The following is a 24030-nucleotide window of genomic DNA, read 5'->3' as shown; positions in this document are numbered from 1 at the left end:
CCATAAAAAAACTCCCTCAGGGAGTTTTTTTATGCCTATTGATCGGTTAAACCACGCCAGCCGAACTGGTCAAACAATAGTTGCCATGATTGATCGAATGAAGCCTGAATCGTGACCGTCTCCCCGGTTACCGGATGAACAAAGCGAAGACGCGATGCATGCAGTAACAGACGGTGACAATCGTAATGCGTTCTGAATAAACGATTCTGTTTGCCATCTCCGTGAGTCGTATCACCGATAATCGGATGACTTAAGTGATGCATATGCCGACGTAACTGATGTTTACGCCCTGTCTGAGGCTTCATTTCAATCAACGCAAAACGACTGGTCGGAAAACGTCCGGTGGAATAAGGCACTTCAACTTTAGCCAATGGCCGATAAGCCGTGACTGCCGGTTGAGCCGGTTTATCCGTTTGGGCGTGCTTATCTGCAATCTTATCCAGTTCCTCAACCAGCGGATAATCAAGTACCGCGGCTTCTTCAATCCATCCCCGGACTAGCGCATGATAGGTTTTTTCCATCTGATGACTGGCAAATAACGGCATCGCCTGTGCAGCGACTTCACTGGATAACGCAAACACCAACACGCCAGATGTCGGACGATCAAGCCGATGTAAAGGAAACACATGCTGACCAATCTGATCACGTAACGTCTGCATTACAAATCGGGTTTCATGTTTATCCAGCCAAGAGCGATGCACCAACATACCGGCAGGCTTATTGACCGCGATGAGGAACTCATCCTGATAAATAATTTCAAGCACCACGACAGTGCTCCTCTATCTTAATTAATGTGGCAATCACAGGCTGATAACTCGGATTGTCTCGCCAAACTTCACTAAAGTATGGTGTCATTTCAAAACCACTCGGAACGGGCGCCGCTTCAGCTATTCGTTGTCGCATCTGCGGAATAAAAATCCACTGTAGCCACTGTTCCGGTAATAACGTATCCACAGCAAATGGCTGCCGGCTCGACAAAGCCTGCGCTGATGGCGGTCTATCCTGCCATAGCTGTCGCATTTTGAGACATGCTTCGAGTTCATGGAGTGATTGATTTAACTGATAATATTTTGACATAAAGAAAAAAACGACTTGAAATCGGCAGATAGGGTACCATGTATTGGAGACAAAACTAAACTTATCCCAGAGGCTAAGATCCAGTGATTCCGATAGGAATCCTCTTCGACAACATGAGCCTGACAAGAATGGAACTTATGAAAACAATATATACGCTGACCGAACTCCTGAAGCAAAGTGGCTGCCAATATCAGGTTGTTGATCTCGGACGTCGCATTCAACCCATTGCTTCAGAGAGTTTTGCCAGAATAGAGCAGGCACAGCAAGCTTACCCTTATCCACTCCAGCGAATGGCTCGGCTGGCAATTGTTTACTGGAATGAAACCAAACAGCCCTGGATTTGGTTTTTGCAGTTTGAACTGGATGAAAGAGGCCGACTACAACCGACGGATATCAGTGAGTTCATCCGTTTTATGTTGGAAGCGATGGGCACTCGGATTCATCAAAACCTGACTGAAGCGCAACAACAGAAACTGGCGAACAACCCCTATACCTTCACCCCACCGGAAGAAAAAATGGCAGTGTTTCATAGTCAGGTAAGAGCGATGCTCAAATTACCAGCCAGTCAATACTATGAACATGCACAATGCTATTTTCAGGGAAATCTCGGCTGGAACAACTGGCAAACAATCGGGTTACAGGGCATCACAGATATTTGTGCTCGACTGGGACAGGAACAAAATGCACCCAGTCTGCTGAAAGCCTTAAATCATCTCCCGTCAGAGCCTTGCTATGCACTGTTAGGCGCTTTGGAACATACGCCTCTGACCGAAAAAATTGCCGATAAATTGCAAGCGATGGTGCATGAACAAATACAGCGATCTTCCCCCGATTTGTTCTTTCTTTCAGCCTTACTCCGAGCCTTATCCGGCGCTCCGGGTAAACAATTGAAGGAAACCGTTGCCAGCCTGTTGGCACAACCACAACTGTGCCATGCAGAAATATTGATCGGGATTGCCGGTCGCAGTTGGTCAGCACTCACTCAACCACAGCAGGCTGAATTATTCTTGACCCGACTGGCTCAAACCGGTCAGCAGGCGCTGTTTAATCAGCTCTTTGCCGACTTAGTGATGCTTCCTGAATTGAGGGTCATTTTATTACCATTACTCCATACAACAGCATCTGAAGAACTGGCAACTGCGCTGTCAACACTCCAGCAACAAACCAGAAGCCGGTAAAGCCATGCAGGAATTGATGATAATTTTCTTGGTTTGCTTTGGCTGCTTCTTGTTCTGGCAACAACGGCGTCAGGCCGAAATTGCCAGACAGACGATAGAAAGAAAGTGTCGTCAACTGGAACTGCAAGTCGTCAGCATTACATTCAGACACCATCTTGTTGATGAACAACGGCACTGGCACTGGCATACCAGATACACATTCGAGTTTTCATCTTTGGGAGATGATTGCTATGAAGGGTATTTGGATATGATCCGATTCAGCCCTGCCAAATTTTTTGTGCCGGTCCATCGACTGTGAGTGGATACTCATAGAGCGTCTCTGGGGTTTCTGATAATGAGGGCCGGGAGATAAACCCAAGTTTCCGCATTAAGGCGACTGCAGGCTGATTCTGTTCATTGACAAAAATCCTAATTTTTGTCAATGAGAGTCGTAAAGATACATTTTGTAAAAAAGCACTCAATGCCTCGGTACCATAACCCTTACCCCAATAAAGACGACTGAGGATAAACTGAAGCTCCCCGACGTCTTTCTCGTGTAAATCTAAAGCAAGGTGTCCCATATATTCACGATGTTCATTATCAACAATTGCCATCGCGTAGACATTTGAATCCACTAAAACCTGATGAAACTTTGCCCGGGCGCTGGACACACTAAACGGCTGCTGATGAAACAACCGATTCCCCGATGAACATAGTAGCGATAGAAAATCGAACTCATATTCATCCGTATAAGGCAGCAAAAGCATTCTTTGCGTTGCTATTGTCACAATTCATCCTTGTTCCATTCGCCCGAACCCGATGATTCTCTGCGAACGTCAATGTTAAACCAATGAAAATTGATTAAATTTACAGGTATGGTGGATGCCAGTCTCGGAATAGAAATGGCGGAAAGCCCCGACACCATAACGGCATCGGGGCTCAGTCTTAACAGTAGCGCTCCGGCCACCAATAAGAGCTTCCTGCATCATCCATAACAAAGGCTAATCCTTCAACCTATCCTTGCTGCATCGCATCCAAGCGGTGTCCTCTGTTATCCATAACACTGAATTTCCCGTATTCAGTACACATCACTCGTCCTTAAGCGGTTTCCTTCATCATCCTGATGATTTCCAATCACGCTGGCATCATTTTATTCAAATGGTTCAAAGTAAAGTGATGATTGTTCAACGTGATCTTTTACGCTTCCTGCAACAGACATCACGCCTGTTGTCGCTTCCCTACGCTGTCCTCAGCACTCCAGCCTGAATGCATCCCTAACATCCGTCTTCATTCCCGAAGACATCATCCTTAATGCTTTATCCATGTCGTTCCCTGCCGACCTGTTCACTGTACGACGTTTGCATTTTTCCGACAATACACTGGTCCGCTCACTTTATAGACAGCCGCGTTAAACTCCATTAAAATAAATAATAATCAACAACTTAACTAACACTGGAGTATTTACTCTATTACAAATACCGCTATATCTCACAGCACTTGTAAGCGATCTCTTACAAACCAATTAGCACTTTTGTTGCAGCGCTATCCAGCGTAAAATCGTGCCATAACAGCACTTACGTTGAAGGTCTCAAAAAAGGATACTTATGCTGACAAAAGACATATCACAAGAGCTTGAATCTGTGATTTTACAATTAGTCAATGAAGGCAAGGAACCGACAGTCGCACTGATCAAAGCGCGTCTGAGTACCAAAATACCCATTCCCGCCATTGTCACCACCATCAAACGCTGGAAATCATCTCAGCAAATTCCCAAGGTCGAGGTTGCGGTTGAGTCTTCGGCGTCATCTGAAACCGAACAAAGAATTGCCCGGCTTGAACAGCAAATTGCTGATCTTGTCTCCCGAGTCGCACAACTAGAACAACAGTCAGGTCAGAAATTATGAATATATGGGTCGATGCCGACGCCTGTCCGAAAGTCATCCGAGAGGTCATTCTGCGGGCTGTCGAGCGTACCGGAGTCAAATGTACTTTTGTTGCGAATCACGTGATTCCGCTACCCCGCCGCGACAATATCCGCTTCTTACAAGTAGAAAGCGGTTTTGATGTTGCCGACAACGAAATCGTCCGCCGGGTTGCCGCCGATGATCTGGTGATCACATCCGACATTCCGCTTGCCAGTGAAATTTTGGAACACCAAGCCATGGCATTAAGTCCGCGTGGCGACTGGTTTACCCTTGATACAATTAAAGCCCGGCTCACCATGCGCGATTTTATGGAAACCATGCGCGCCAGCGGGGTTCAAACCGGCGGGCCTCCTGTCATGAGCCAAGCCGAACGCCGTGACTTTGCCAACCATCTTGACCGGATTTTAGCCAAATCAACCCGGGCAGCGTCAGGGCCGAAATCATGACACCAAACGGCCATACGCTCGCTCCGATTGGCATCATTCATAGTCCTTACAAAGAGAAATTTGCGGTACCACGACAACCCCGGCTAGTCCCGGCGGCAACCGCTCAAATTCAACTGATGGGTGAAGCGAACTGTCCGGAGTCAGTCCGTGGTATCGAGCAATTCAGCCATCTGTGGCTCCTGTTCTTATTCGATCAGAATCTCAGTGCCGGCTGGAAACCAACCGTCCGCCCGCCCCGGCTTGGCGGTAACGAACGTATCGGCGTCTTTGCATCCCGCTCAACCTTTCGTCCCAACGGCATTGGTATGTCAGCGGTCGAATTACACGGTATCCGTCAGGAAGGCAACCAAACATGGCTCGACATCGGCAGCGTTGATTTGGTGGATGGCACACCGATTATCGATATTAAACCTTACCTCCCTTATGCTGACCGAATTGAACATGCCCACGGCGGGTATGCCGACCGCGAACCGACATCGACGGATGTCCGCTTCAGTGATGTCGCGCGCCAATCACTCACCACCCATCCCCGAGCGAATGAAATTGAAGCCGTCATTACTCAGGTTTTAGCGCAGGATCCTCGTCCGGCTTATAAAAAAGACAAACCCGACGAGAAAGAATATGCGGTGAATTTGTTCGATCTGAACGTCAAATTCTGTGTCAGTCAGTCGATCATCACGGTTACCGCAATAGAACGCTTTTGACAAACGAAAATGACTGATATTATTGACGGCTAATTTAATGCGCCCTCAAATCAACCGAGGGTTGTTGTATAACTTAATGAATGGATACCATCATGCGTACCAGTAAATATCTTCTTTCAACATTGAAGGAGACACCAAACGACGCAGAAATCGTCAGCCATCAGCTCATGCTACGGGCTGGTATGATTCGGAAACTCGCTTCCGGCCTTTATACTTGGTTACCGACCGGGCTGCGTGTGCTGCGTAAAGTCGAGAATATTATTCGGGAAGAAATGAACAAAGCCGGTGCCGTAGAAACACTGATGCCGGTTGTCCAACCTTCGGAGCTATGGCAGGAAACTGGCCGCTGGGATAAGTTCGGCCCCGAATTACTGCGGATTGCAGACCGCCACGACCGACCGTTTGTACTGGGACCGACTCATGAAGAAGTCATCACCGACATGATTCGTAACGAAGTCAAATCCTATAAACAGTTGCCTTTGAGTTTGTATCAGATTCAAACGAAGTTCCGTGATGAAGTTCGTCCCCGTTTCGGTGTGATGCGTTCACGAGAATTCATCATGAAAGATGCATACTCTTTCCACATCGATCGGGAAAGTCTGGAAGCAACCTATCAGGATATGCATACCGCTTACTGCCGTATTTTCAATCGTATGGGTCTCGATTACCGTCCTGTGCTGGCTGATTCAGGCGCTATCGGTGGCAGTGGTTCACAAGAATTCCACGTCCTGGCTGAAAGTGGTGAAGATTTAATTGCCTTCTCAACTGAGTCAGATTACGCAGCCAACCTTGAAAAAGCAGAAGCGTTGGCTCCGGCAACAACACGAGCGGAACCGACACAGACAATGACTCTGGTCGATACGCCGAATGCCAAAACCATCGCCCAGTTGGTTGAACAGTTTGATTTGCCGATTGAAAAGACGATCAAAACACTTTACGTCAAAGCATCGGATCATGTTGAAGCACCTATTATTGCTTTGTTGGTTCGCGGTGATCATGAGCTGAATGAAGTGAAAGCAGAAAACTTACCTGAAGTTGCAGCGCCACTGACGTTTGCCACCGAAGAAGAGATTCGTGCACTCGTCGGCGCAGGGCCGGGCTCGCTGGGGCCTGTCGGTCTGAAATTACCATGTGTGGTTGACCGTTCCGTCGCGGTGATGAGCGACTTCGCGGCAGGTGCGAACATCGATGATAAACATTACTTCGGGATTAACTGGGGCCGTGACGTTGAACTCGGGCAAGTTGCCGATCTGCGTAATGTCGTTGAAGGCGATCCAAGTCCATGCGGACAAGGTACGCTCCTCCTAAAACGAGGCATTGAAGTCGGCCACATCTTCCAGTTGGGCACCAACTATTCAGAATCAATGAAAGCCAATGTGTTGGGCCCGGATGGTAAAAGCGTCACCATGGAAATGGGGTGCTACGGAATCGGATGTACACGGGTTGTTGCTGCCTCAATCGAGCAGAATAATGACCAGAATGGTATTATCTGGCCGGATGCTATTGCACCGTTTGAAGTCGTGATCGTACCGATGAATATGCATAAATCCGAGCGTGTTCAAGAAGCAGCAGAAAAATTATACGCTGACTTACAAGCGCAAGGTATTGATGTCCTGTTCGATGATCGCAAAGAGCGCCCCGGCGTGATGTTTTCCGATATGGAACTGATCGGGATTCCACACATGATCATTATCGGTGACCGCAGTATGGATGAAGGCAATTTCGAATACAAAAACCGTCGGTCCGGCGAAAAAACTTCCGTACCGATGGGTGACGTTGTCGCACATCTTCAGACGCAGCTTACTCGATAACGATTGGCTTGTGCGAAAGGGTTGCTCTGGCAACCCTTTTTCATTGGCATGACCCAAAAACAATTGCAAGGATACCCATTATGAAAGTATACGATTGCTGTGATTTAATCCGTGAGCGATACGCCCAGATTGGCAGTGGCGATCAGGCTTACATCCCTCAAGCGATCAGTTGTGCTCTGCGCGCACTCAACAGTATCGCTGCCGATGTATCTCTCCCACAGGAGACTCGTGAGCAAGCCGCCTTTGCTGCTGCCAATTTATTGATTTCAGACTTTGAGGATAAATGATGAATCTTGCCAACTTTGCCACGATGGATCCGATTCTGCTGTTCAGTTTGGTCAATACGAAGTTACGGGATGATTTTGCCGGAGATCTGGATCAGCTTGCATCTTATTACGAACTCGATAAACAAGCGTTGATCGATCGTCTTGCGAGCGCTGGATTTGAATTCCTTCCTGAAGTCGGCCAATTCCGTTAACAGAGTCAGTTCGCTGCTGCGATCAATTCTGATTCCGTTACAATTGACGGGAAGCAAATACATCATCCCCTTCCCGTCATCCGTTTATCCCAATAAATTACCTTTAATGCCTTTATAGATTGCCAGCATCCGATCATGTGCCGGTTTATGTTCAGCAAAAAATGCCAGACAAATCAGAGCACTGTCTTGATAACCGTCAGGAAGTTCAACCTTTAGGTCCGAGGCAATACGCCGTGCATAACCTAATTGCTTCTCCGTCGGTAACTTCAATTCATCAGGAATAGCGGATTGAATGGCACTGGTAAATTGTTCAGAAAACTGGGGCCACTCACTGAGGTCAAGCGTCGTCGTTTCAGTTAATGAAGCCAATTTTTGCTGCTCAGGCGTCAGCTGATAAAAGAAGGTGATATGACCGACGGAAAATTGCACTTTATCCATTGAGAGCCTTGTCTGACATGAGGTTGAATTTTTTAAGCATCATATCAGCAGGTGCAAAAATATGCACTTGAAAGTCTTTTATCCGGATCAAAAAACCGAAGCATTTGCTTCGGTTTTTATTCATCTCGATTCAGTATCCGACAATCACTATCTTACAGTTTAAAACGTGAAACAATTGCCGTCAGACTGTTATTAATATCCGCAATATCACCCATATCTGACATCGACTGCACGCCAATCGACTCCAGCTCAACAACCATATCATTGATTGCCGACATATTACGGCTCAGCTCTTGAGTCACACAACTTTGCTCTTCGGCTGCTGTCGCAATTTGGGAGCTCAGATCATTAATATCCATAACATGTTGGGAGATCACTTCCAAACTATCTGCAGCTTGACCGGCACCGTCAGCCGTCTCCTGACAGCGCGTCCGTGTATGTTCCATCGAATTCACCACCGCATGGTTACCATTCGCAAGACTCTTCAGTGCTTGCTCAACTTCAGTGGTACTATCTTTGGTCCGACTGGCAAGGCTACGCACCTCATCAGCAACGACCGCAAATCCTCGCCCTTGTTCTCCTGCCCGGGCCGCTTCAATTGCAGCATTCAAAGCCAGCAGATTGGTTTGCTCTGCAATTTCCCCAATCACACTGAGTATTTCATTAATTTTCTGTGTTTCGAGCGTCATATTATGTACATCGCTAACAGAGTGTTCCACATCATCAATCAGAGCTGAAACAGTCTCTTTTGAACGATCAATGATCTCACGAGATTCCATACTGGTTTCATTGGTACGCGCCACGAGGCTGGCTGTATTTGCCGCATCCGTCGCCATCGAGTCAGCCGTCGAGCTCATTTCTTCAATTGCCGTGACAACCTGTTCTGTCTCCGAAACATGCTTTTGCAAAATTGAACTATTCTTCTCTGACTGACCCAGCATATGTTCAACATTCGCTTGTAGCGAGTGACAATACTTTTGAATTTCCAGCATCATATGTTGCAGGTTTTCAATAAACTGATTCACGCCCTGAGAAATCTGGCCTAAATCATCATTCGTTTCGACTTTTAGCCGCTGGGTCAAATCACCTTCTCCGCTGGCCAGCCCCTGAATGGTTTCTTTCAATGATAAAATAGGACGGTAAAGTACCTGAATCAGGAAATAAGTGAGAATCACACTGACCAAACAAGCAAGGAATGAGAAAAGAATTGCACTGTTTCTGGCTTCGGTTAATTGCTTAAAAACAACTGACTTATCCAAACCGATCATGTAATACCAATTCTTCTGCCCTAAATGAATCCGGTGAGAGAACATCAGCTTATCTGTTCCATTCAGAGCATAGCCAAGATGGCTAAATTCATGCTCTACCATATGTTGAGCCAAAGGACGTCCCCACTGAGTATCACGAAGATCATCGCCCAATTTCAAAGCAGGAGATGTTGTTGCCAAAATCCGGCTATCCTCGTCGAGAATCAGTGCAACAGCACCCGGAATTTTGTTCGATTCCTTGACGATTTGACTTAAGAAATCGAGCTCCATATCGGTCGTGATCACACCATCTTTGATCTTTTCCAGAATACTGACCCAGTATTTTTGCTTAGATGATCCAAGATATGGCGGTGTAATACTCACCGAACCAGATGCCTGTCCTTGCTTATACCAATCAGTATCCCGAGCATCACCTTTCAGTCGATGATTCGGCCAAGATTGATTTTCCATACTCCAATATGCTCTGCCATCATCCAGACCAATCACAAAACTATCCAGATTCATGGCCGCCGCCAGCGACTGTGTCAATGGAATCAACTCATCTTCAGATCTAGTGATTTCCTGATGCTGATACTGCTGCGCCAGTCGATGAATCCCATTAATTTTCTCTTGCAGAATGGTTTCAATAACCACCGCTTTCGATGCGACATAGTTTTCACTCGACTGAAAAACATTCTCTGTCAGGATTTTTTCTTCCTGAGAATAAAGTACATAACTGGTAATTGAAACCGATATGCCGACCAGCAACATGACGGACAAAATTAGCAATTTTTTTAATCCAAGTTGTTTCATAAACCCCCACTACACTAACGCCGATTCAAATACAAAAGTAAAAGTTACTGACCCAAAAACCGACCACCAAAAAAATGAAGATCAGATAAAAAACAACAAGTCAATAGTAAAAATGTCTCATATGTGAGAAATAATAACACATTCTGTTGCACATACAACAACTTACTTATCAACTTTGGCAAGGCTGTTAGATATGAAAAATAAGATTCAGGTACGATGAGTTAGTAAAAAGACAAGATAAGCAGCGAAATGTAGGACATTGATGAGCAAAATACGTAGAAATATTCTATTACGACATTAAATCAATCTATAACAAATCAATCTGTAATAAATCAACCTGTAACAAAATATGAACCTCCCACGCTTTCAAGTCCAAGGTAAGAAAATGAATAGAGTCACGCCGTTCAGGTCATGTTTCACTGATTTGAATAAGCAAAGAGAATGACCCAATGTTGCCGCAATAAAAAATCCCCTGCCGACAGACAGGGGATTTCACATTGCACATATCACGTGGGATTATTTTAAATCAAACCGATCAGCTTCCATCACTTTCACCCATGCCTTAACGAAATCACGGATGAATTTCTCTCCAGCGTCATGACCTGCATAAACCTCAGACAATGCACGTAACTGCGAGTTAGAACCGAAGACCAAATCGACACGAGAAGCAGTCCACTTCACATCGCCGCTCTGACGATCACGACCTTCAAAAATATCAGCCGCATCAGAAGTCGGTTTCCATTCAGTCTCCATATCCAACAAGTGAATAAAGAAGTCGTTACTCAGAACACCCGGATTTTTTGTCAGCACACCGTGTTGTGACTGACCAAAATTCGCATTCAGTGTCCGCATGCCACCAATCAGAACCGTCATCTCAGGTGCCGTTAAAGTCAGCAACTGAGCACGGTCAAGAAGTAACTCTTCAGCTGAAACGGTATAAGTCCGTTTCTGATAATTGCGGAAACCATCGGCAATCGGTTCAAGTACCGCAAATGATTCAACATCCGTTTGCTCATCGGTCGCATCGGTTCGTCCCGCAGCAAATGGCACAGTAATCGAATGACCAGCCTGACGCGCCGCCTGTTCAATCGCTGCCGAGCCACCCAGCACAATTAAATCTGCCAGCGAAATTTTCTTATTACCGCTCTGTGCCGCATTGAATTTTTGCTGAATCGCCTCCAGAACATGCAATACTTTCTGGAGTTGCTCTGGCTGATTGACCTCCCAGTCTTTCTGCGGTGCAAGACGAATCCGCGCCCCGTTGGCCCCACCGCGACTATCCGAACCACGGAATGTTGCCGCTGAAGACCACGCCGTATATACCAATTCCGATACCGTCAAATCAGTCGCAAGAATCTCTGCTTTCAATGCCGCAACATCATGCGCATCGACTAAACCATGATCAACCGCAGGTAACGGGTCTTGCCAAATCAAATCTTCCTGAGGGACTTCAGGACCAAGATAGCGGACTTTCGGCCCCATATCCCGGTGAGTCAGCTTAAACCAAGCCCGAGCAAATGCATCGGCAAATTCGTCCGGATTTTTATGGAAATGTTCTGAAATCTTCCGGTATATCGGGTCTTCCCGCATCGCCATATCTGCATCGGTCATCATAATACCGACTTTCACGGCGTCATCTTCGGCATCCGGTGCTTTATCTTTTTCAGCCAAATCAACGGGCACCCATTGTGTTGCTCCCGCAGGGCTTTTCACTAATTTCCAGTCATAGCCGAACAAAACATCAAAATAGCTGTTGTCCCATTGAGTCGGCGTTGGTGTCCACGCACCTTCCAGACCACTGGTAATCGTATCGCGTCCTTTACCGCTACCATAGGTACTTATCCAGCCTAGCCCCATCTCCTCAAGTGAGGCCGCTTCCGGTTCTGGCCCGACAAGCGCCGCGTCACCTGCACCGTGGGTTTTACCAAACGTATGCCCACCGGCAGTCAAAGCGACCGTTTCATAATCATCCATCGCCATCCGAGCGAACGTTTCACGAACATCACGGCCTGAAGCCAGTGGATCCGATTTGCCACCCGGGCCTTCAGGGTTAACATAAATCAATCCCATCTGGACCGCAGCCAACGGATTTTCTAAATCCCGATCTCCGGTATAACGATTGTCATTACCAAGCCATTCATCTTCTGCACCCCAGTAAATATCTTCTTCTGGTTCCCAGATATCTTTTCGTCCGCCACCGAAACCAAAGGTTTTTAACCCCATCGATTCCAAAGCCACATTCCCGGCCAGAATGAACAAATCCGCCCAAGACAAGCTGTTGCCATATTTTTGTTTCACCGGCCACAGCAGACGACGCGCTTTATCTAAGTTCGCGTTATCCGGCCAACTGTTTAATGGTGCAAAACGCTGATTTCCTGTGGATGCGCCACCACGACCATCGCCCGTCCGGTAAGTCCCGGCAGCATGCCATGCCATCCGAATCATAAAAGGACCATAATGTCCGTAGTCAGCCGGCCACCATGATTTTGAGTCTTTCTGAACGGCCTCAATATCTTGCTTCACAGCATTCAAATCAAGCGTACTAAAGGCAGCGGCATAATCAAAATCTTCACCGAGTGGGTTTGATTTTTCATCATTCTGATGAAGGATTTTGAGGTTAAGCTGATTTGGCCACCAATCAACATTCTTAGTGCCTTTGCCACCGACACGAGTCTGACTACCATGCATGACGGGGCATTTTCCTGACATTTTATTCTGTTCCATTGTCTGTCTCCTGCTTCGCAGCGTTTTGATTTATTGAACTCAATACTCTAATGAGTGACTCCTGCACCCATGAAAGATAGGACGTCAGGGTGATGAATAAAAAGACTCATCAATCCGTTACTCTATTATCTGAAACGTTCCATCCAACATGTTTCAACCGAAAAATTAAAAAAAGAACATATCCCAGAATGAGTAAGATTGAGGTGTTTCACTGGCGAGAGCTTCAACCAATAAGTACTGATGACATGCAAAGGAATGACATGCTTCACTTTCGTAGTTAGACAATGTTTCCATTGCAACCTGACTTTCAGCACCGGCTATTTTTTCAGGTAACGACTCAGACATAAGGAATCCTTCTTTTGCAATCTGCTCAATCAGGTTCCAGTATAGGAATAGACCACATGAAGTGATAATGGTTTCAACCTATCCATACTATAGAAGAAATCTATCTTTTCATTGACAACCAAATGCTGAGCATGTCTGAAAAACACAGCACAGTTGAAGAGATGAAAGAGAGGTGAGGGGCAATCATCCCCTTTTAAAAACTCAATTCGATAACGGGTCCACAGTAACGGGAGTAAAGCAAAGTGAGCGATTGAAATTCAACCGCTCACTGGCAACAATCAACAATATGACTTCAATCGCGAATCAACCATTAATCGGCTAAAGCAACCTTGGCATCGACATACTCCAGAGCGTGACTCTCTGCAACAAAGCGGTTGGTCAGTTGCCCATGATAGACATTCAGCCCGTTCAGGAAGTGCTCATCAGCAAGCAATGCTGCGCGGTAACCTTTTTCAGCAAGTGCAATAATATAAGGCAACGTCGCATTATTTAACGCAACGGTTGATGTTCGGGCAACACCACCGGGCATGTTCGCGACACAGTAATGCACCACATCATCGACAATATACGTTGGCTCCTGATGGGTTGTGGCCTTCGACGTTTCAGCACATCCCCCCTGATCAATCGCGACATCCACAAGGACAGCGCCAGACTTCATCCGTTTGACCATCTCTGCGGTAATCAATTTCGGCGCTTCGGCACCGGGCAGTAGCACCGAACCAATCACGACATCAGCAGATAAAACATGTTTTTCAATCGCATCAGCCGTGGAATAAACCGTTGTAATTTTCCCTTGATGAATCGCATCAATATCGCGTAAAGCATCGATATTTTTATCGATAATCACCACTTCGGCCCCAAGACCCGCCGCCATTTGTGCGGCATTGCGTCCCACGACGCCCGCACCGATGACTGTCACTTTAGCCGGCTCAACCCCCGGAACACCGCCCAGCAATAAACCACGGCCAGCGTGTGATTTTTCTAATGAGGTCATCGCAGCCTGTATTGACATCCGCCCGGCCACTTCCGACATCGGTGCCAACAGAGGTAATGTCCGGTTTGCGCTTGTGACGGTTTCATAAGCAATGCACACCGCTTTACTTTGAATTAAATCATGCGTCTGAGCCGCATCAGGAGCGAGGTGAAGATAAGTAAACAGGATTTGATCTTCCCGCAACATGGCTCGCTCGCTTGCTTGAGGCTCCTTCACTTTCACAATCATGTCACTTTCCGCGAAAATCTTCGCAGCATCGAGACAAATTGTCGCCCCGGCGTCAATATAGTCCTGATCGGAGAACCCAATCCCGGCTCCGGCTAATGTTTCAACTAAGATGTGATGACCTCTTTTGGTTAATTCCTTAACACTCGCAGGCGTCATCCCAACGCGGTATTCATGGTTCTTAATTTCTTTTGGTACACCAATCAACATATCCTTATCCTCTGCAAAAAATTAATGTTGTTAGAATAAAGAGACAATACAGTTATTTAAACCAATAAATCAACAAAAATAAGCATCAAAAACTATAGATTCAACTCAATTTTAGAATAAAATAAATACAAATAAACTTAAAACAAACAATAAAACTAATTTGAATTATTTTTTTAGCAGATGCCGCCAGAAAATATGTAAAAAAAAGTGAGCAAACCACCTGCTCACGAAACAATTCTATAACATAAACAAAAAATCCCTTGCCGACTGACAAGGGATTTCTCTCATATTTCTATCAGAATAAACTCAGAAATTAGCCCAGATTTTTCCGTGCATTCTGGAACATTCGCATCCAGGCGCCATTTTCACCCCATGAATCAGGATGCCATGAGTTCACCACCGTGCGGAAAACCCGCTCTGGGTGAGGCATCATGATGGTGACACGGCCATCAGTGGTTGTCAGGCCGGTAATGGCATTCGGAGAACCATTCGGGTTATTCGGATATTGCTGAGTCGCTTGCCCATAATTATCGACATAACGAATGGCAACCGTTCCGGATTGCTCAAGCGCAGCCAAATGTGCGTTATCACGGACTTCAACCCGACCTTCCCCATGAGAAACCGCAATTGGCATCCGAGAACCGGCCATATCACTGAAGAAAACCGAATCGGATGGCTGAACCTCAACCAAGCTGAAACGGGCTTCAAAACGCTCAGACTCGTTACGGACAAATCGCGGCCATAAATCAGCGCCCGGGATCAAATCTCTGAGGTTGGACAACATCTGACATCCGTTACACACCCCAAGTGCAAAGGTATCTTGACGGTTAAAGAACCCCTCAAACATGTCTCTGGCTTGCGTATTGAACAGAATCGATTTTGCCCAGCCTTCACCAGCACCTAAGACATCCCCATAAGAGAAGCCACCACAAGCAACCAATCCCTGATACTCCGCTAATGTGATACGACCAGACAACACATCACTCATGTGAACATCAATCGCATCAAACCCTGCCCGTTCAAAAGCGGCGGCCATCTCAACATGAGAATTGACTCCCTGCTCACGCAGCACGGCCATTTTCGGTCTGGCACCGGTATTCACAAATGGTGCAGCCACATCTTCATGAATATCGTAGCTCAGATGAACATTCAGCCCCGGATCGGCATTATCTTTCTTCGCAGCAAATTCTTGCTGAGCACAATCCGGATTATCACGGAGTGCCTGCATCTGATAAGTGGTCTCAGCCCAAATCGTTCTGAGCTCAGTTCTGGAACGCTCATAAACAACTTGATCTTGATGTGTCACAACAAACCGATCAGAAGCTTCAACAGTCCCGATCACATGAGTACAATCTTGCAAACCTTGTTGTGCCAGTATGTCCAGCACTGCATCGACATCATGCTCATGTACTTGAACCACCGCGCCCAACTCTTCGTTAAACAGCACAGAGAGAACGTCATCTCCCAATGTAGCAATGTCAACATTCACACCACAGTGACCGGCAAACGCCATCTCAGCCAACGTGACCAACAAACCACCATCGCCTTTATCATGGTATGCCAGCAGTTTGTTGGTGCGGACACATACCTGCATGGCTTCAAAGAAGCCTTTTAGTTGCATGGCATCATCAACGTCAGCCGGTTGATCACCGAGCTGCTTGTATACCTGCGCTAATGCGGTTGCGCCAAGGCGATTTTTACCATTCCCCAAATCTATCGCAATCAGTCGGGTCTCCCCTAAATCCGTACGAAGTTGGGGGGTGACCGTCTTACGGACATCTTCAACTCGGGCAAAAGCAGTAATCACCAGAGACAATGGCGACGTCACTTCTTTTTGTTCACCGTCGGCTTCATGCCATTTGGTCTTCATTGACATCGAGTCTTTACCGACCGGAATCGTCAGACCAAGAGCCGGACATAATTCTTCACCGACCGCTTTAACCGCTTCATACAATCCGGCATCTTCGCCCGGGTGACCAGCCGGAGACATCCAGTTGGCCGATAATTTAATGTGTTTCAGATCGCCAATCGCGGTTGCCGCAATATTGGTCAACGACTCAGCAACCGCCAGACGGGCTGACGCAGCAAAATCGAGCAATGCGACAGGCGTACGCTCACCCATCGACATCGCTTCACCACAATAGGTATCAAAACTTGCCGTGGTGACGGCACAGTTGGCAACCGGAATTTGCCACGGGCCGACCATCTGATCGCGTGCCACCATCCCGGTAACAGAACGGTCACCAATGGTAATCAGGAACGTTTTTTCAGCCACTGCGGGTAAGCGCAGGACACGCTCAACCGCTTCATTTAACTCAATACCACTGCGATCCAAAGCTGAACCCTGAACTTTCTGTGTTGTGGCTTCACGATGCATTTTCGGTGGTTTACCCAACAGAATATCCATCGGCATATCAATCGGCGTGTTGTTAAAGTGTGAGTCTTCCAGTGTCAAATGGCGTTCTTCCATCGCGGTCCCGACAACCGCATAAGGGGCACGCTCACGACGACAGATTGCATCAAAGGTTGCCATATGTTCAGGCGCAACCGCTAAAACATAACGCTCCTGTGATTCATTACACCAGATTTCCAGCGGGCTCATCCCCGGCTCGTCATTCGGCACATCACGCAACTGGAATTTACCACCGCGCTCTCCGTCATTGACCAACTCCGGCAACGCATTCGAAATACCACCGGCACCGACATCATGAATAAATGCAATCGGGTTGTTTTCTCCCAACTGCCAGCAACGGTCAATTACTTCCTGACAACGTCGTTCCATTTCAGGGTTTTCACGTTGAACAGAAGCAAAATCCAGATCTTCAGCCGACTGACCGGAAGCCATGGAAGATGCAGCACCACCGCCCAAACCAATGTTCATCGCGGGGCCACCCAACACAATCAGACTCGCGCCGACCGGAATCTCTTTTTTCTGAATATGTGCGTCGCGAATGTTCCCCATCCCACCGGCAATCATGATCGGCTTATGATAACCGCGGATTTCTTCTCCGGCGTGAGAGGTTACTTTCTCTTCGTAGGTACGGAAATATCCCAACAGGTTCGGACGACCGAATTCATTGTTAAATGCCGCACCGCCCAAAGGCCCTTCAATCATGATATCCAGCGCATTGACGATACGACCCGGTTTACCGAAATCGGTCTCCCACGGTTGTACGAAATGAGGAATACGCAGGTTAGAAACCGAAAAGCCAACCAGACCCGCTTTCGGTTTGCCACCAATACCGGTTGCACCCTCATCACGAATTTCACCGCCACTGCCTGTTGAAGCGCCGGGCCATGGCGAAATCGCTGTCGGGTGGTTATGCGTTTCCACCTTCATCAGGATATGGGTATCTTCGGTGTGGTAGTTGTACTGACGCGTCTGAGGATCCGGGAAGAAACGTCCCACCTTCGAACCGGTCATCACTGCGGCATTATCTTTGTATGCGGATAACACATGATCCGGGGTCGTTTCATAGGTATTCTTAATCATCTTGAACAGGGATTTTTCCTGTTGAACCCCGTCTATTGTCCAGTCCGCATTAAAAATCTTGTGACGACAATGTTCTGAGTTTGCTTGTGCAAACATCATCAGCTCAATGTCATTCGGATTCCGGCCCAGTTTGGTAAAGTTCTCAACCAGATAGTCGATTTCATCTTCAGCCAGCGCCAGACCAAGCGTCAGATTGGCTTGTTCCAATGCTTTGCGTCCACCGCCAATCACATCAACCGCCGTGACTTCTGCCGGTGTGGCACTGTGGAATAGGCTGGCAGCCGATGCCAGATCCGTAAAGATCACTTCCATCATGCGATCATGGAGTAGAGCTTGTAGCGCTGTTTGTTCCGCTTCAGTCAATGGTGTTGAGGACTCAATATAGTAAGCCGTTCCCCGTTCCAAACGTTTGACTTTATCCAAGCCGCAGTTATGTGCAATATCACTCGACTTCGATGACCATGGAGAAATGGTGCCCGGACGCGGTGTAACCAGCAGCAACAACCCTTCTGGCTGATGCTCTTCAATGGTCGGGCCATAAGTCAGCAATTTTTCTAATTTCTCTGTTTCTTGACGATCCAAATCGGCTGTCAAATCAGCAAAGTGCATGAATTCTGCGTAAATACCGGTCACGGGTAAGCGCAGCTCACGACACCGTTCAAGAAGTTTGTTTACTCGGAATTCAGAAAGCGCTGGGGAGCCACGGAAAATTCTCATGTGCTTAGGTCTCTGTTGCTGTTGGTTAAGGTAGTATTGGAATAAATTCAAACAATTAAATTGAAAAAACTTGAATTCATACCAATTTCACCTACATTGTGCGGCGCATTATAAAGGAATTATTTTTGTGATGTAACACCAAACGCAACCGTTTGCGTCATTTTTTTTATGAATTTTGAAATCTCTCGCTTTCATGCCATTCTCAGCGACATAATTTACCATTTTACACATCTAAAAGTTGCGATTCGGTGGGGCTTTGATATAAAAGCATCATGATGAAAAGAGATACGTTGTACATGATCCGAAAATTCCGATGTCAGACCCATAGCCTCCTCGCTTTTATATTCATGGTAACCTTACTCAGCGGCTGTCAGATCGACTCTAAACCGAAAAGCGAACTCGACCAGATCCGTGAGCGCGGGGTGTTACGCGTCGGTACCCTGAACAATCAGCTCTCGTATTTTATCGGGCCGGAAGGACCATCGGGTATGGATTATGAACTGGCACGCGAATTTGCCAAATCCCTCGGGGTCAAACTGGAAATGAAACCGGTTTATCGTGTTGCTGCGCTTTTTCCGGCTCTGGAAAGAGGCGAAGTCGATATCATTGCAGCCGGTCAGATCCAAAATACGCAACGCATCCAAAAATTCCGTCCCGGCCCTGCTTATTATTATGTCAGTCAGCAAATTGTCTACCGTCAGGGTCAATGGCATCCCCGCAACATGAATCAACTGATTCAGAAACAACAAGAACTCTTAAATACACCAGAACAAGACAAGGTACTAAATGTTGTCGATGATTCTCACTTTGAGCAAACACTGGTGCGACTCAAAAAGAAATATCCTCAGTTTCAGTTTCAGATAGAAACGGATTCAGATGTTCATGATCTGTTGAAAGAAGTCTCTCAGGGAGACTTGATGTTCACGATCGCTGACTCGGTTGAAATATCGCTGGCTCAACGGATCTATCCCGACTTAGCCACCGCATTTGAAGTTACCGATGATCAGCCTATCTCTTGGTTTATCCGTCGTTCGGATGACGAAAGCCTTTATGCTCTGATGATTGAATTTTTCGGTAATCAGAAACAAGCCGGTACCATTGCTTCACTGGAAGAAAAATATATCGGCCATATCGGGACGTTTGATTACGTCGATACCAGAGCGTTTATCCGAGCACTGGACAGCAGACTGCCTAAGTGGGCTCCGCTATTCCAAAAATATGCCGATGAGTTCGACTGGCGTCTCATCGCTGCATTGTCTTATCAGGAATCTCACTGGAACCCCAGAGCCAAATCGCCAACCGGTGTTCGGGGCATGATGATGCTCACCTTGACGACAGCCAAATCCGTTGGGATCACGAACCGGCTTAATCCGGAACAGTCGATCCGTGGTGGCGTTAGATATCTTCGTCGTATGGTGAGTCGAGTTCCTGATTCAATACCGGAACATGAGAAAATCTGGTTCGCTTTGGCCTCTTATAATATGGGCTACGGACATATGATGGATGCACGTCACCTGACCAAACAACAAGGCGGAGACCCAAATGCCTGGGGAGACGTCAAAGATCGCCTTCCTCTGTTGAGAAAGCGTCGTTATTTCAACCAGACGCGTTATGGTTATGCCCGGGGCGATGAAGCGCTGGTCTATGTCGAAAATATCCGCCGCTATTATCAAAGTATGATTGGTCATATCAACGCCAAGGCACCAGAGAGTGACGACAGTACCAACATCGATGATCTAACTGTGATTCAGGCAATGATCCCTGATGCGAATGAAGCCATCGAGCAAGATGGTTCGGCTGAAAATATGGATGCCGATGAAGACACTACCACAAACGCGGATACCCGTGAGACGGGAGCACAATAACGCAATTCAACGCTTGATTTTTGTTATGGAAGCCCTTACATATTAGAAATGCCCGACATTTCGTCGGGTTCATCTTCCGGTCATAATACATCTGTAAAAGACAATTGTCTGATTCTTAAAGCTGATTGAAGGCGATTAAGAAGAGATTGTACTGACTATCTATTGGTATTTTTGAAAGGAGGTTAATCCATGCTGAAAAAACGAACACAGTCTAAGCATCTATGGCGGACAACAGCAGCGATTCACCGCAAACGTAAACTAGCCAACAATAAAAAGAAAATTTTTGCCCGCCATCGGGCTTTTACGCATCAGACTGGTGAGTGAATCCACTCACCAGTCTGAATCACTATCCCACGGTGGGAATATCCAGTAACCACAGACGTCTCCTTCTCCAAACCAAAAGAAGGAGACAGCACTCCCCCAAACGCTTGACCATGATTTAAAGCACATCCGCGACCAGCACCGGTGACTTTTCCATTTTGCTTTTGTTACTGTACTTTTGTCATTTCGCTTTGTGCACCGATGAGCAATGAGTGTCTACACCATTGGCTAATCAGACGGATCGGATTGGCCACTCTCCCGTAGCTGACGCTTGAGGTCTTTAATCTCCTGACGCCGACGCCGGAAAAAGCCTTGCAGTTGTTCACGACACTCTGCTTCGAGTAACCCTTGTTCAATCTGCGCATAATGGTAGGCGGCATCACTCTCAAACAAGTTTATCACGGTGCCTGCTGCGCCGGCTTTCAAGTCTGATGCACCAAAAACAATACGTTTGACTCGACTGTGTAATAACGCACCGGCACACATTGGACAAGGCTCCAGCGTGACATACAGCGTCGAATCCACCAGCCGATAATTTTCCAACACTTGTCCGGCTTTGCGCAAAACCTGAATTTCCGCATGGGCTGTCGCATCATGGGCGGTGATAGACCGATTCCAGCCCTCCGCGATAATCTGATCATCTTTGACCAATACGGCCCCGACCGGAACTTCCCCTTCCAACTCTGCTTGATGTGCCAGTTGTATCGCCCGACGCATAAACCGTTCATCATCAGCAGAAAAATGTTGCGCCTGCATGAGTCCTCTATCTCTTTGCATTTTATCTTTCACCACATTATACCCTGAATCGTTTCACGATGTTTCACGTTGATATCATCTGAGCCCCGCCTTTTCTGAAAGCGCTTCATAGAGATAGTCAGATAACAAACGGACTTTCGGTGAAATATGCCGATTTTGAGGATACAGTGCCCAGACACCTTCCCGATCATCCCGATAACGCGTCAATACTTCCAGCAGTTGGCCGCTTGCGAGATAAGGTTCGACATAGTAATCCGGTAACTGAGCAAGCCCCATCCCTTTTAAGGCCGCATCAAGCAATACCACGCCACTGTTACAGCGGATTCGTCCACGAATTCCCAGAGAGCGTGCATGATGATGATCCTTGAAACGCCAGTGATCATTGGTACCGACCAGACACTGATGTTTCGCTAATTCGGATAACGTATACGGTTCACCATACTGCGCCAGATATGCCGGAGCCGCACAAACATGCAACCGTCGGGGACTTAACTTCCTGACGACAAAACTGGAATCATGCAGTTGCCCGAGTCGGATCGCCAAATCAACGCCGTTTTCAATTAAATCCAATTGTCGGTTGGTCAGTACCAGTTCCAACTCCAGTTTCGGATACAGTTGTAAAAAATCATGCAACAACGGCGCAATTTTCTGCTCTCCGTAAGTCACTGGTGCCGTCACTTTCAGCCGTCCAATCGGCATCTGCTGCATCTGGGTCACAGTACGCTCAGCATGTTCCAGACCTTCCACCAACTGTTTACATTGTTGATAGTAGACCTGTCCGACTTCCGTCAGTGACACTTTCCGTGTGGTGCGCAGCAACAACTTAATCGCCAGCCGTTCCTCTAATGCAGCGACTCGACGACTAACATTCGCCACCGACGTGGTTAATTTCTGTGCCGCGCGGGTAAAGCTTTCCGTCTCAGCAACGGCGACAAATTCGCTGACACCATCCCATATGGCCATGATTAATTATTACCATTATGTAAAAGTTATTCTCTTTTTTACCCGATTATAAAATATAAGAAAAGAACTATACTCAGTTTCACCGTGGTTTATCACACGATCCCGATCACCTTACAGACAGGAAAGGAAGAAGATGTCAGAGCAGAAATTTATTAAATCCAAAGCTGCCGTTGCTTGGGGACCAAATCAGCCACTCAGCATTGAAGAAGTCGATGTCATGTATCCGAAAGCCGGTGAGGTTTTGGTACGTATCGTGGCAACCGGTGTCTGTCATACAGATGCATTCACACTGTCCGGTGAAGATCCAGAAGGGATATTCCCATCGATTCTTGGTCATGAAGGCGGGGGTATTGTTGAAATGGTTGGCGAAGGCGTGACCAGCGTTGAAGTCGGTGACCACGTCATCCCACTCTATACCGCAGAATGTGGCGAATGTAAGTTCTGTACTTCAGGCAAAACGAACCTGTGTCAGGCCGTTCGCGAAACTCAGGGTAAAGGGCTCATGCCCGATGGAACGACCCGTTTTTATAAAGACGGTCAGCCAATCTATCACTACATGGGATGCTCGACATTCTCTGAATATACCGTCTTACCGGAAATCTCGTTGGCTAAAGTCAACAAAGCAGCCCCACTGGAAGAAGTTTGTCTGCTGGGATGTGGCGTAACCACCGGTATGGGTGCAGTGATGAATACAGCCAAAGTTCAAAAAGGTGACACTGTCGCTATTTTCGGCTTAGGCGGGATTGGTTTATCTGCGGTTATCGGGGCAAAGATGGTCGGTGCCAGCCGAATTATCGGTGTCGATATTAACGAAAGTAAATTTGATTTGGCTCAGCAACTGGGCGCAACTGAATGTATCAACCCCCAGAAATTCGACAAACCCATTCAGGAAGTGATTGTTGAAATGACTGATGGTGGTGTGGACTTCTCGTTCGAATGTATCGGTAATGTCAATGTTATGCGTCAGGCGCTGGAATGTTGTCATAAAGGATGGGGCGAATCCGTGATCATCGGTGTCGCGGGTGCAGGACAAGAAATCTCAACACGTCCGTTCCAACTGGTGACCGGCCGAGTATGGCGCGGTAGTGCATTTGGCGGTGTCAAAGGTCGCTCGCAATTGCCCGGTATTGTTGAACAATATCTTGCCGGTGAATTTGGTCTGCAAGAATTCATCACGCATACCATGTCGTTGGAAGCCATTAACGATGCGTTTGATTTGATGCATTCAGGTGAAAGTATTCGTTCTGTGGTTCACTTCAAACCATAATTTTATGCACCCGTCTCTGGTCTTGCACGAACCGGAGACGGGAAAAGGAGTCTG

Annotated in this window: 22 protein-coding genes; 11 read left to right on the top strand and 11 right to left on the bottom strand. The window is 47.0% G+C overall.

Translation table 11 applies throughout. The annotated features are described in order from the left end of the window. Positions 1-35 precede the first annotated feature (35 nt). The gene (truC, locus tag MKS89_RS04305; RefSeq protein ID WP_072960876.1) at positions 36-764 is read right to left on the bottom strand and encodes a tRNA pseudouridine(65) synthase TruC; all 729 of its coding nucleotides are present in this window, start codon (positions 762-764) and stop codon (positions 36-38) included. After that, positions 757-1077, bottom strand: a complete 321-nt coding sequence (locus tag MKS89_RS04300; protein WP_072960694.1) for a YqcC family protein — start codon at positions 1075-1077, stop codon at positions 757-759. Before MKS89_RS04300 ends, truC begins: the two co-directional genes overlap by 8 nt. Positions 1078-1214: 137 nt before the next feature. Between MKS89_RS04300 and MKS89_RS04295 the strand changes: the two genes are divergently transcribed. Then, positions 1215-2255 carry a DUF3549 family protein gene (locus tag MKS89_RS04295; protein ID WP_072960873.1) on the top strand — a complete coding sequence of 347 codons (1041 nt, stop codon included), beginning with the start codon at positions 1215-1217 and terminating at the stop codon, positions 2253-2255. A gap of 16 nt (positions 2256-2271) precedes the next feature. After that, positions 2272-2553 carry a DUF3301 domain-containing protein gene (locus MKS89_RS04290; protein ID WP_235862484.1) on the top strand — a complete coding sequence of 94 codons (282 nt, stop codon included), beginning with the start codon at positions 2272-2274 and terminating at the stop codon, positions 2551-2553. Here MKS89_RS04290 and MKS89_RS04285 read toward each other — a convergent pair. After that, a complete protein-coding gene (locus MKS89_RS04285) occupies positions 2513-3022 on the bottom strand; it encodes a GNAT family N-acetyltransferase (protein ID WP_072960688.1) in 510 nt (169 codons plus the stop codon). The genes MKS89_RS04290 and MKS89_RS04285 overlap by 41 nt on opposite strands. Before the next feature lie 816 nt (positions 3023-3838). Here MKS89_RS04285 and MKS89_RS04280 point away from each other — a divergent pair. The 6 genes from MKS89_RS04280 to MKS89_RS04255 all read left to right on the top strand — a co-directional run bounded on the left by MKS89_RS04280 (position 3839) and on the right by MKS89_RS04255 (position 7598). Beyond that, positions 3839-4138, top strand: coding sequence for a hypothetical protein (locus tag MKS89_RS04280; protein WP_072960686.1), 300 nt, complete (start codon positions 3839-3841; stop codon positions 4136-4138). Then, the gene (locus MKS89_RS04275) at positions 4135-4605 is read left to right on the top strand and encodes a YaiI/YqxD family protein (RefSeq protein WP_072960683.1); all 471 of its coding nucleotides are present in this window, start codon (positions 4135-4137) and stop codon (positions 4603-4605) included. Before MKS89_RS04280 ends, MKS89_RS04275 begins: the two co-directional genes overlap by 4 nt. Further along, positions 4602-5309, top strand: a complete 708-nt coding sequence (gene tsaA / locus MKS89_RS04270; protein ID WP_072960680.1) for a tRNA (N6-threonylcarbamoyladenosine(37)-N6)-methyltransferase TrmO — start codon at positions 4602-4604, stop codon at positions 5307-5309. The genes MKS89_RS04275 and tsaA overlap by 4 nt, the downstream gene beginning before the upstream one ends. Positions 5310-5401: 92 nt before the next feature. Beyond that, the gene (locus MKS89_RS04265; protein WP_072960678.1) at positions 5402-7120 is read left to right on the top strand and encodes a proline--tRNA ligase; all 1719 of its coding nucleotides are present in this window, start codon (positions 5402-5404) and stop codon (positions 7118-7120) included. Between the two features lie 80 nt (positions 7121-7200). Then, positions 7201-7407: a YaeP family protein gene (locus MKS89_RS04260; RefSeq protein WP_072960675.1), complete on the top strand. Its 207-nt coding sequence runs from the start codon at positions 7201-7203 to the stop codon at positions 7405-7407. Further along, positions 7407-7598 (top strand): DUF4250 domain-containing protein, encoded by a 192-nt coding sequence (locus MKS89_RS04255; RefSeq protein ID WP_027694276.1) that lies wholly within the window; start codon positions 7407-7409, stop codon positions 7596-7598. Before MKS89_RS04260 ends, MKS89_RS04255 begins: the two co-directional genes overlap by 1 nt. 84 nt (positions 7599-7682) lie before the next feature. Here the strand turns inward: MKS89_RS04255 and MKS89_RS04250 are convergent, their stop codons facing one another. The 6 genes from MKS89_RS04250 to purL form a co-directional block, all read right to left on the bottom strand. Further along, positions 7683-8036 (bottom strand): hypothetical protein, encoded by a 354-nt coding sequence (locus tag MKS89_RS04250; RefSeq protein ID WP_072960672.1) that lies wholly within the window; start codon positions 8034-8036, stop codon positions 7683-7685. Between the two features lie 152 nt (positions 8037-8188). After that, the gene (locus MKS89_RS04245) at positions 8189-10096 is read right to left on the bottom strand and encodes a methyl-accepting chemotaxis protein (protein WP_072960669.1); all 1908 of its coding nucleotides are present in this window, start codon (positions 10094-10096) and stop codon (positions 8189-8191) included. A gap of 516 nt (positions 10097-10612) precedes the next feature. Beyond that, the gene (katG, locus tag MKS89_RS04240) at positions 10613-12820 is read right to left on the bottom strand and encodes a catalase/peroxidase HPI (RefSeq protein ID WP_072960667.1); all 2208 of its coding nucleotides are present in this window, start codon (positions 12818-12820) and stop codon (positions 10613-10615) included. 165 nt (positions 12821-12985) lie between these two features. Further along, the gene (locus MKS89_RS04235) at positions 12986-13165 is read right to left on the bottom strand and encodes a hypothetical protein (RefSeq protein ID WP_072960664.1); all 180 of its coding nucleotides are present in this window, start codon (positions 13163-13165) and stop codon (positions 12986-12988) included. A 310-nt stretch (positions 13166-13475) separates the two neighbouring features. Beyond that, complete coding sequence (gene ald / locus MKS89_RS04230) at positions 13476-14594, bottom strand: alanine dehydrogenase (RefSeq protein WP_072960661.1); 1119 nt, start codon at positions 14592-14594, stop codon at positions 13476-13478. A 313-nt stretch (positions 14595-14907) separates the two neighbouring features. Beyond that, positions 14908-18804: a phosphoribosylformylglycinamidine synthase gene (purL, locus tag MKS89_RS04225; RefSeq protein ID WP_072960658.1), complete on the bottom strand. Its 3897-nt coding sequence runs from the start codon at positions 18802-18804 to the stop codon at positions 14908-14910. 296 nt (positions 18805-19100) lie between these two features. Between purL and mltF the strand changes: the two genes are divergently transcribed. Together mltF and MKS89_RS20890 are read left to right on the top strand one after the other, a co-directional pair. Next, on the top strand, positions 19101-20669 hold the full coding sequence (gene mltF / locus MKS89_RS04220) for a membrane-bound lytic murein transglycosylase MltF (protein WP_072960655.1): 1569 nt from the start codon (positions 19101-19103) through the stop codon (positions 20667-20669). 189 nt (positions 20670-20858) lie between these two features. Beyond that, entirely contained in the window at positions 20859-20993 is a 135-nt protein-coding gene (locus MKS89_RS20890; RefSeq protein ID WP_261859396.1) for a hypothetical protein, read from the top strand. Between the two features lie 225 nt (positions 20994-21218). On the opposite strand, the gene tadA is transcribed toward MKS89_RS20890, so the two are convergent. Both tadA and MKS89_RS04210 read right to left on the bottom strand, forming a co-directional pair. Next, on the bottom strand, positions 21219-21746 hold the full coding sequence (tadA, locus tag MKS89_RS04215; RefSeq protein WP_072960653.1) for a tRNA adenosine(34) deaminase TadA: 528 nt from the start codon (positions 21744-21746) through the stop codon (positions 21219-21221). A gap of 75 nt (positions 21747-21821) precedes the next feature. Beyond that, positions 21822-22709, bottom strand: a complete 888-nt coding sequence (locus MKS89_RS04210) for a LysR family transcriptional regulator (protein WP_072960651.1) — start codon at positions 22707-22709, stop codon at positions 21822-21824. Positions 22710-22842: 133 nt separating this feature from the next. Between MKS89_RS04210 and MKS89_RS04205 the strand changes: the two genes are divergently transcribed. Continuing rightward, on the top strand, positions 22843-23976 hold the full coding sequence (locus MKS89_RS04205) for an S-(hydroxymethyl)glutathione dehydrogenase/class III alcohol dehydrogenase (protein ID WP_072960648.1): 1134 nt from the start codon (positions 22843-22845) through the stop codon (positions 23974-23976). Positions 23977-24030: the final 54 nt, after the last annotated feature.

Origin of the sequence: Vibrio gazogenes, from assembly GCF_023920225.1 — a bacterium.
Lineage (GTDB): Bacteria > Pseudomonadota > Gammaproteobacteria > Enterobacterales > Vibrionaceae > Vibrio > Vibrio gazogenes.
Note: the sequence above shows the minus strand (reverse complement) of the source record. Positions and strands in the feature narration are given on the sequence as shown.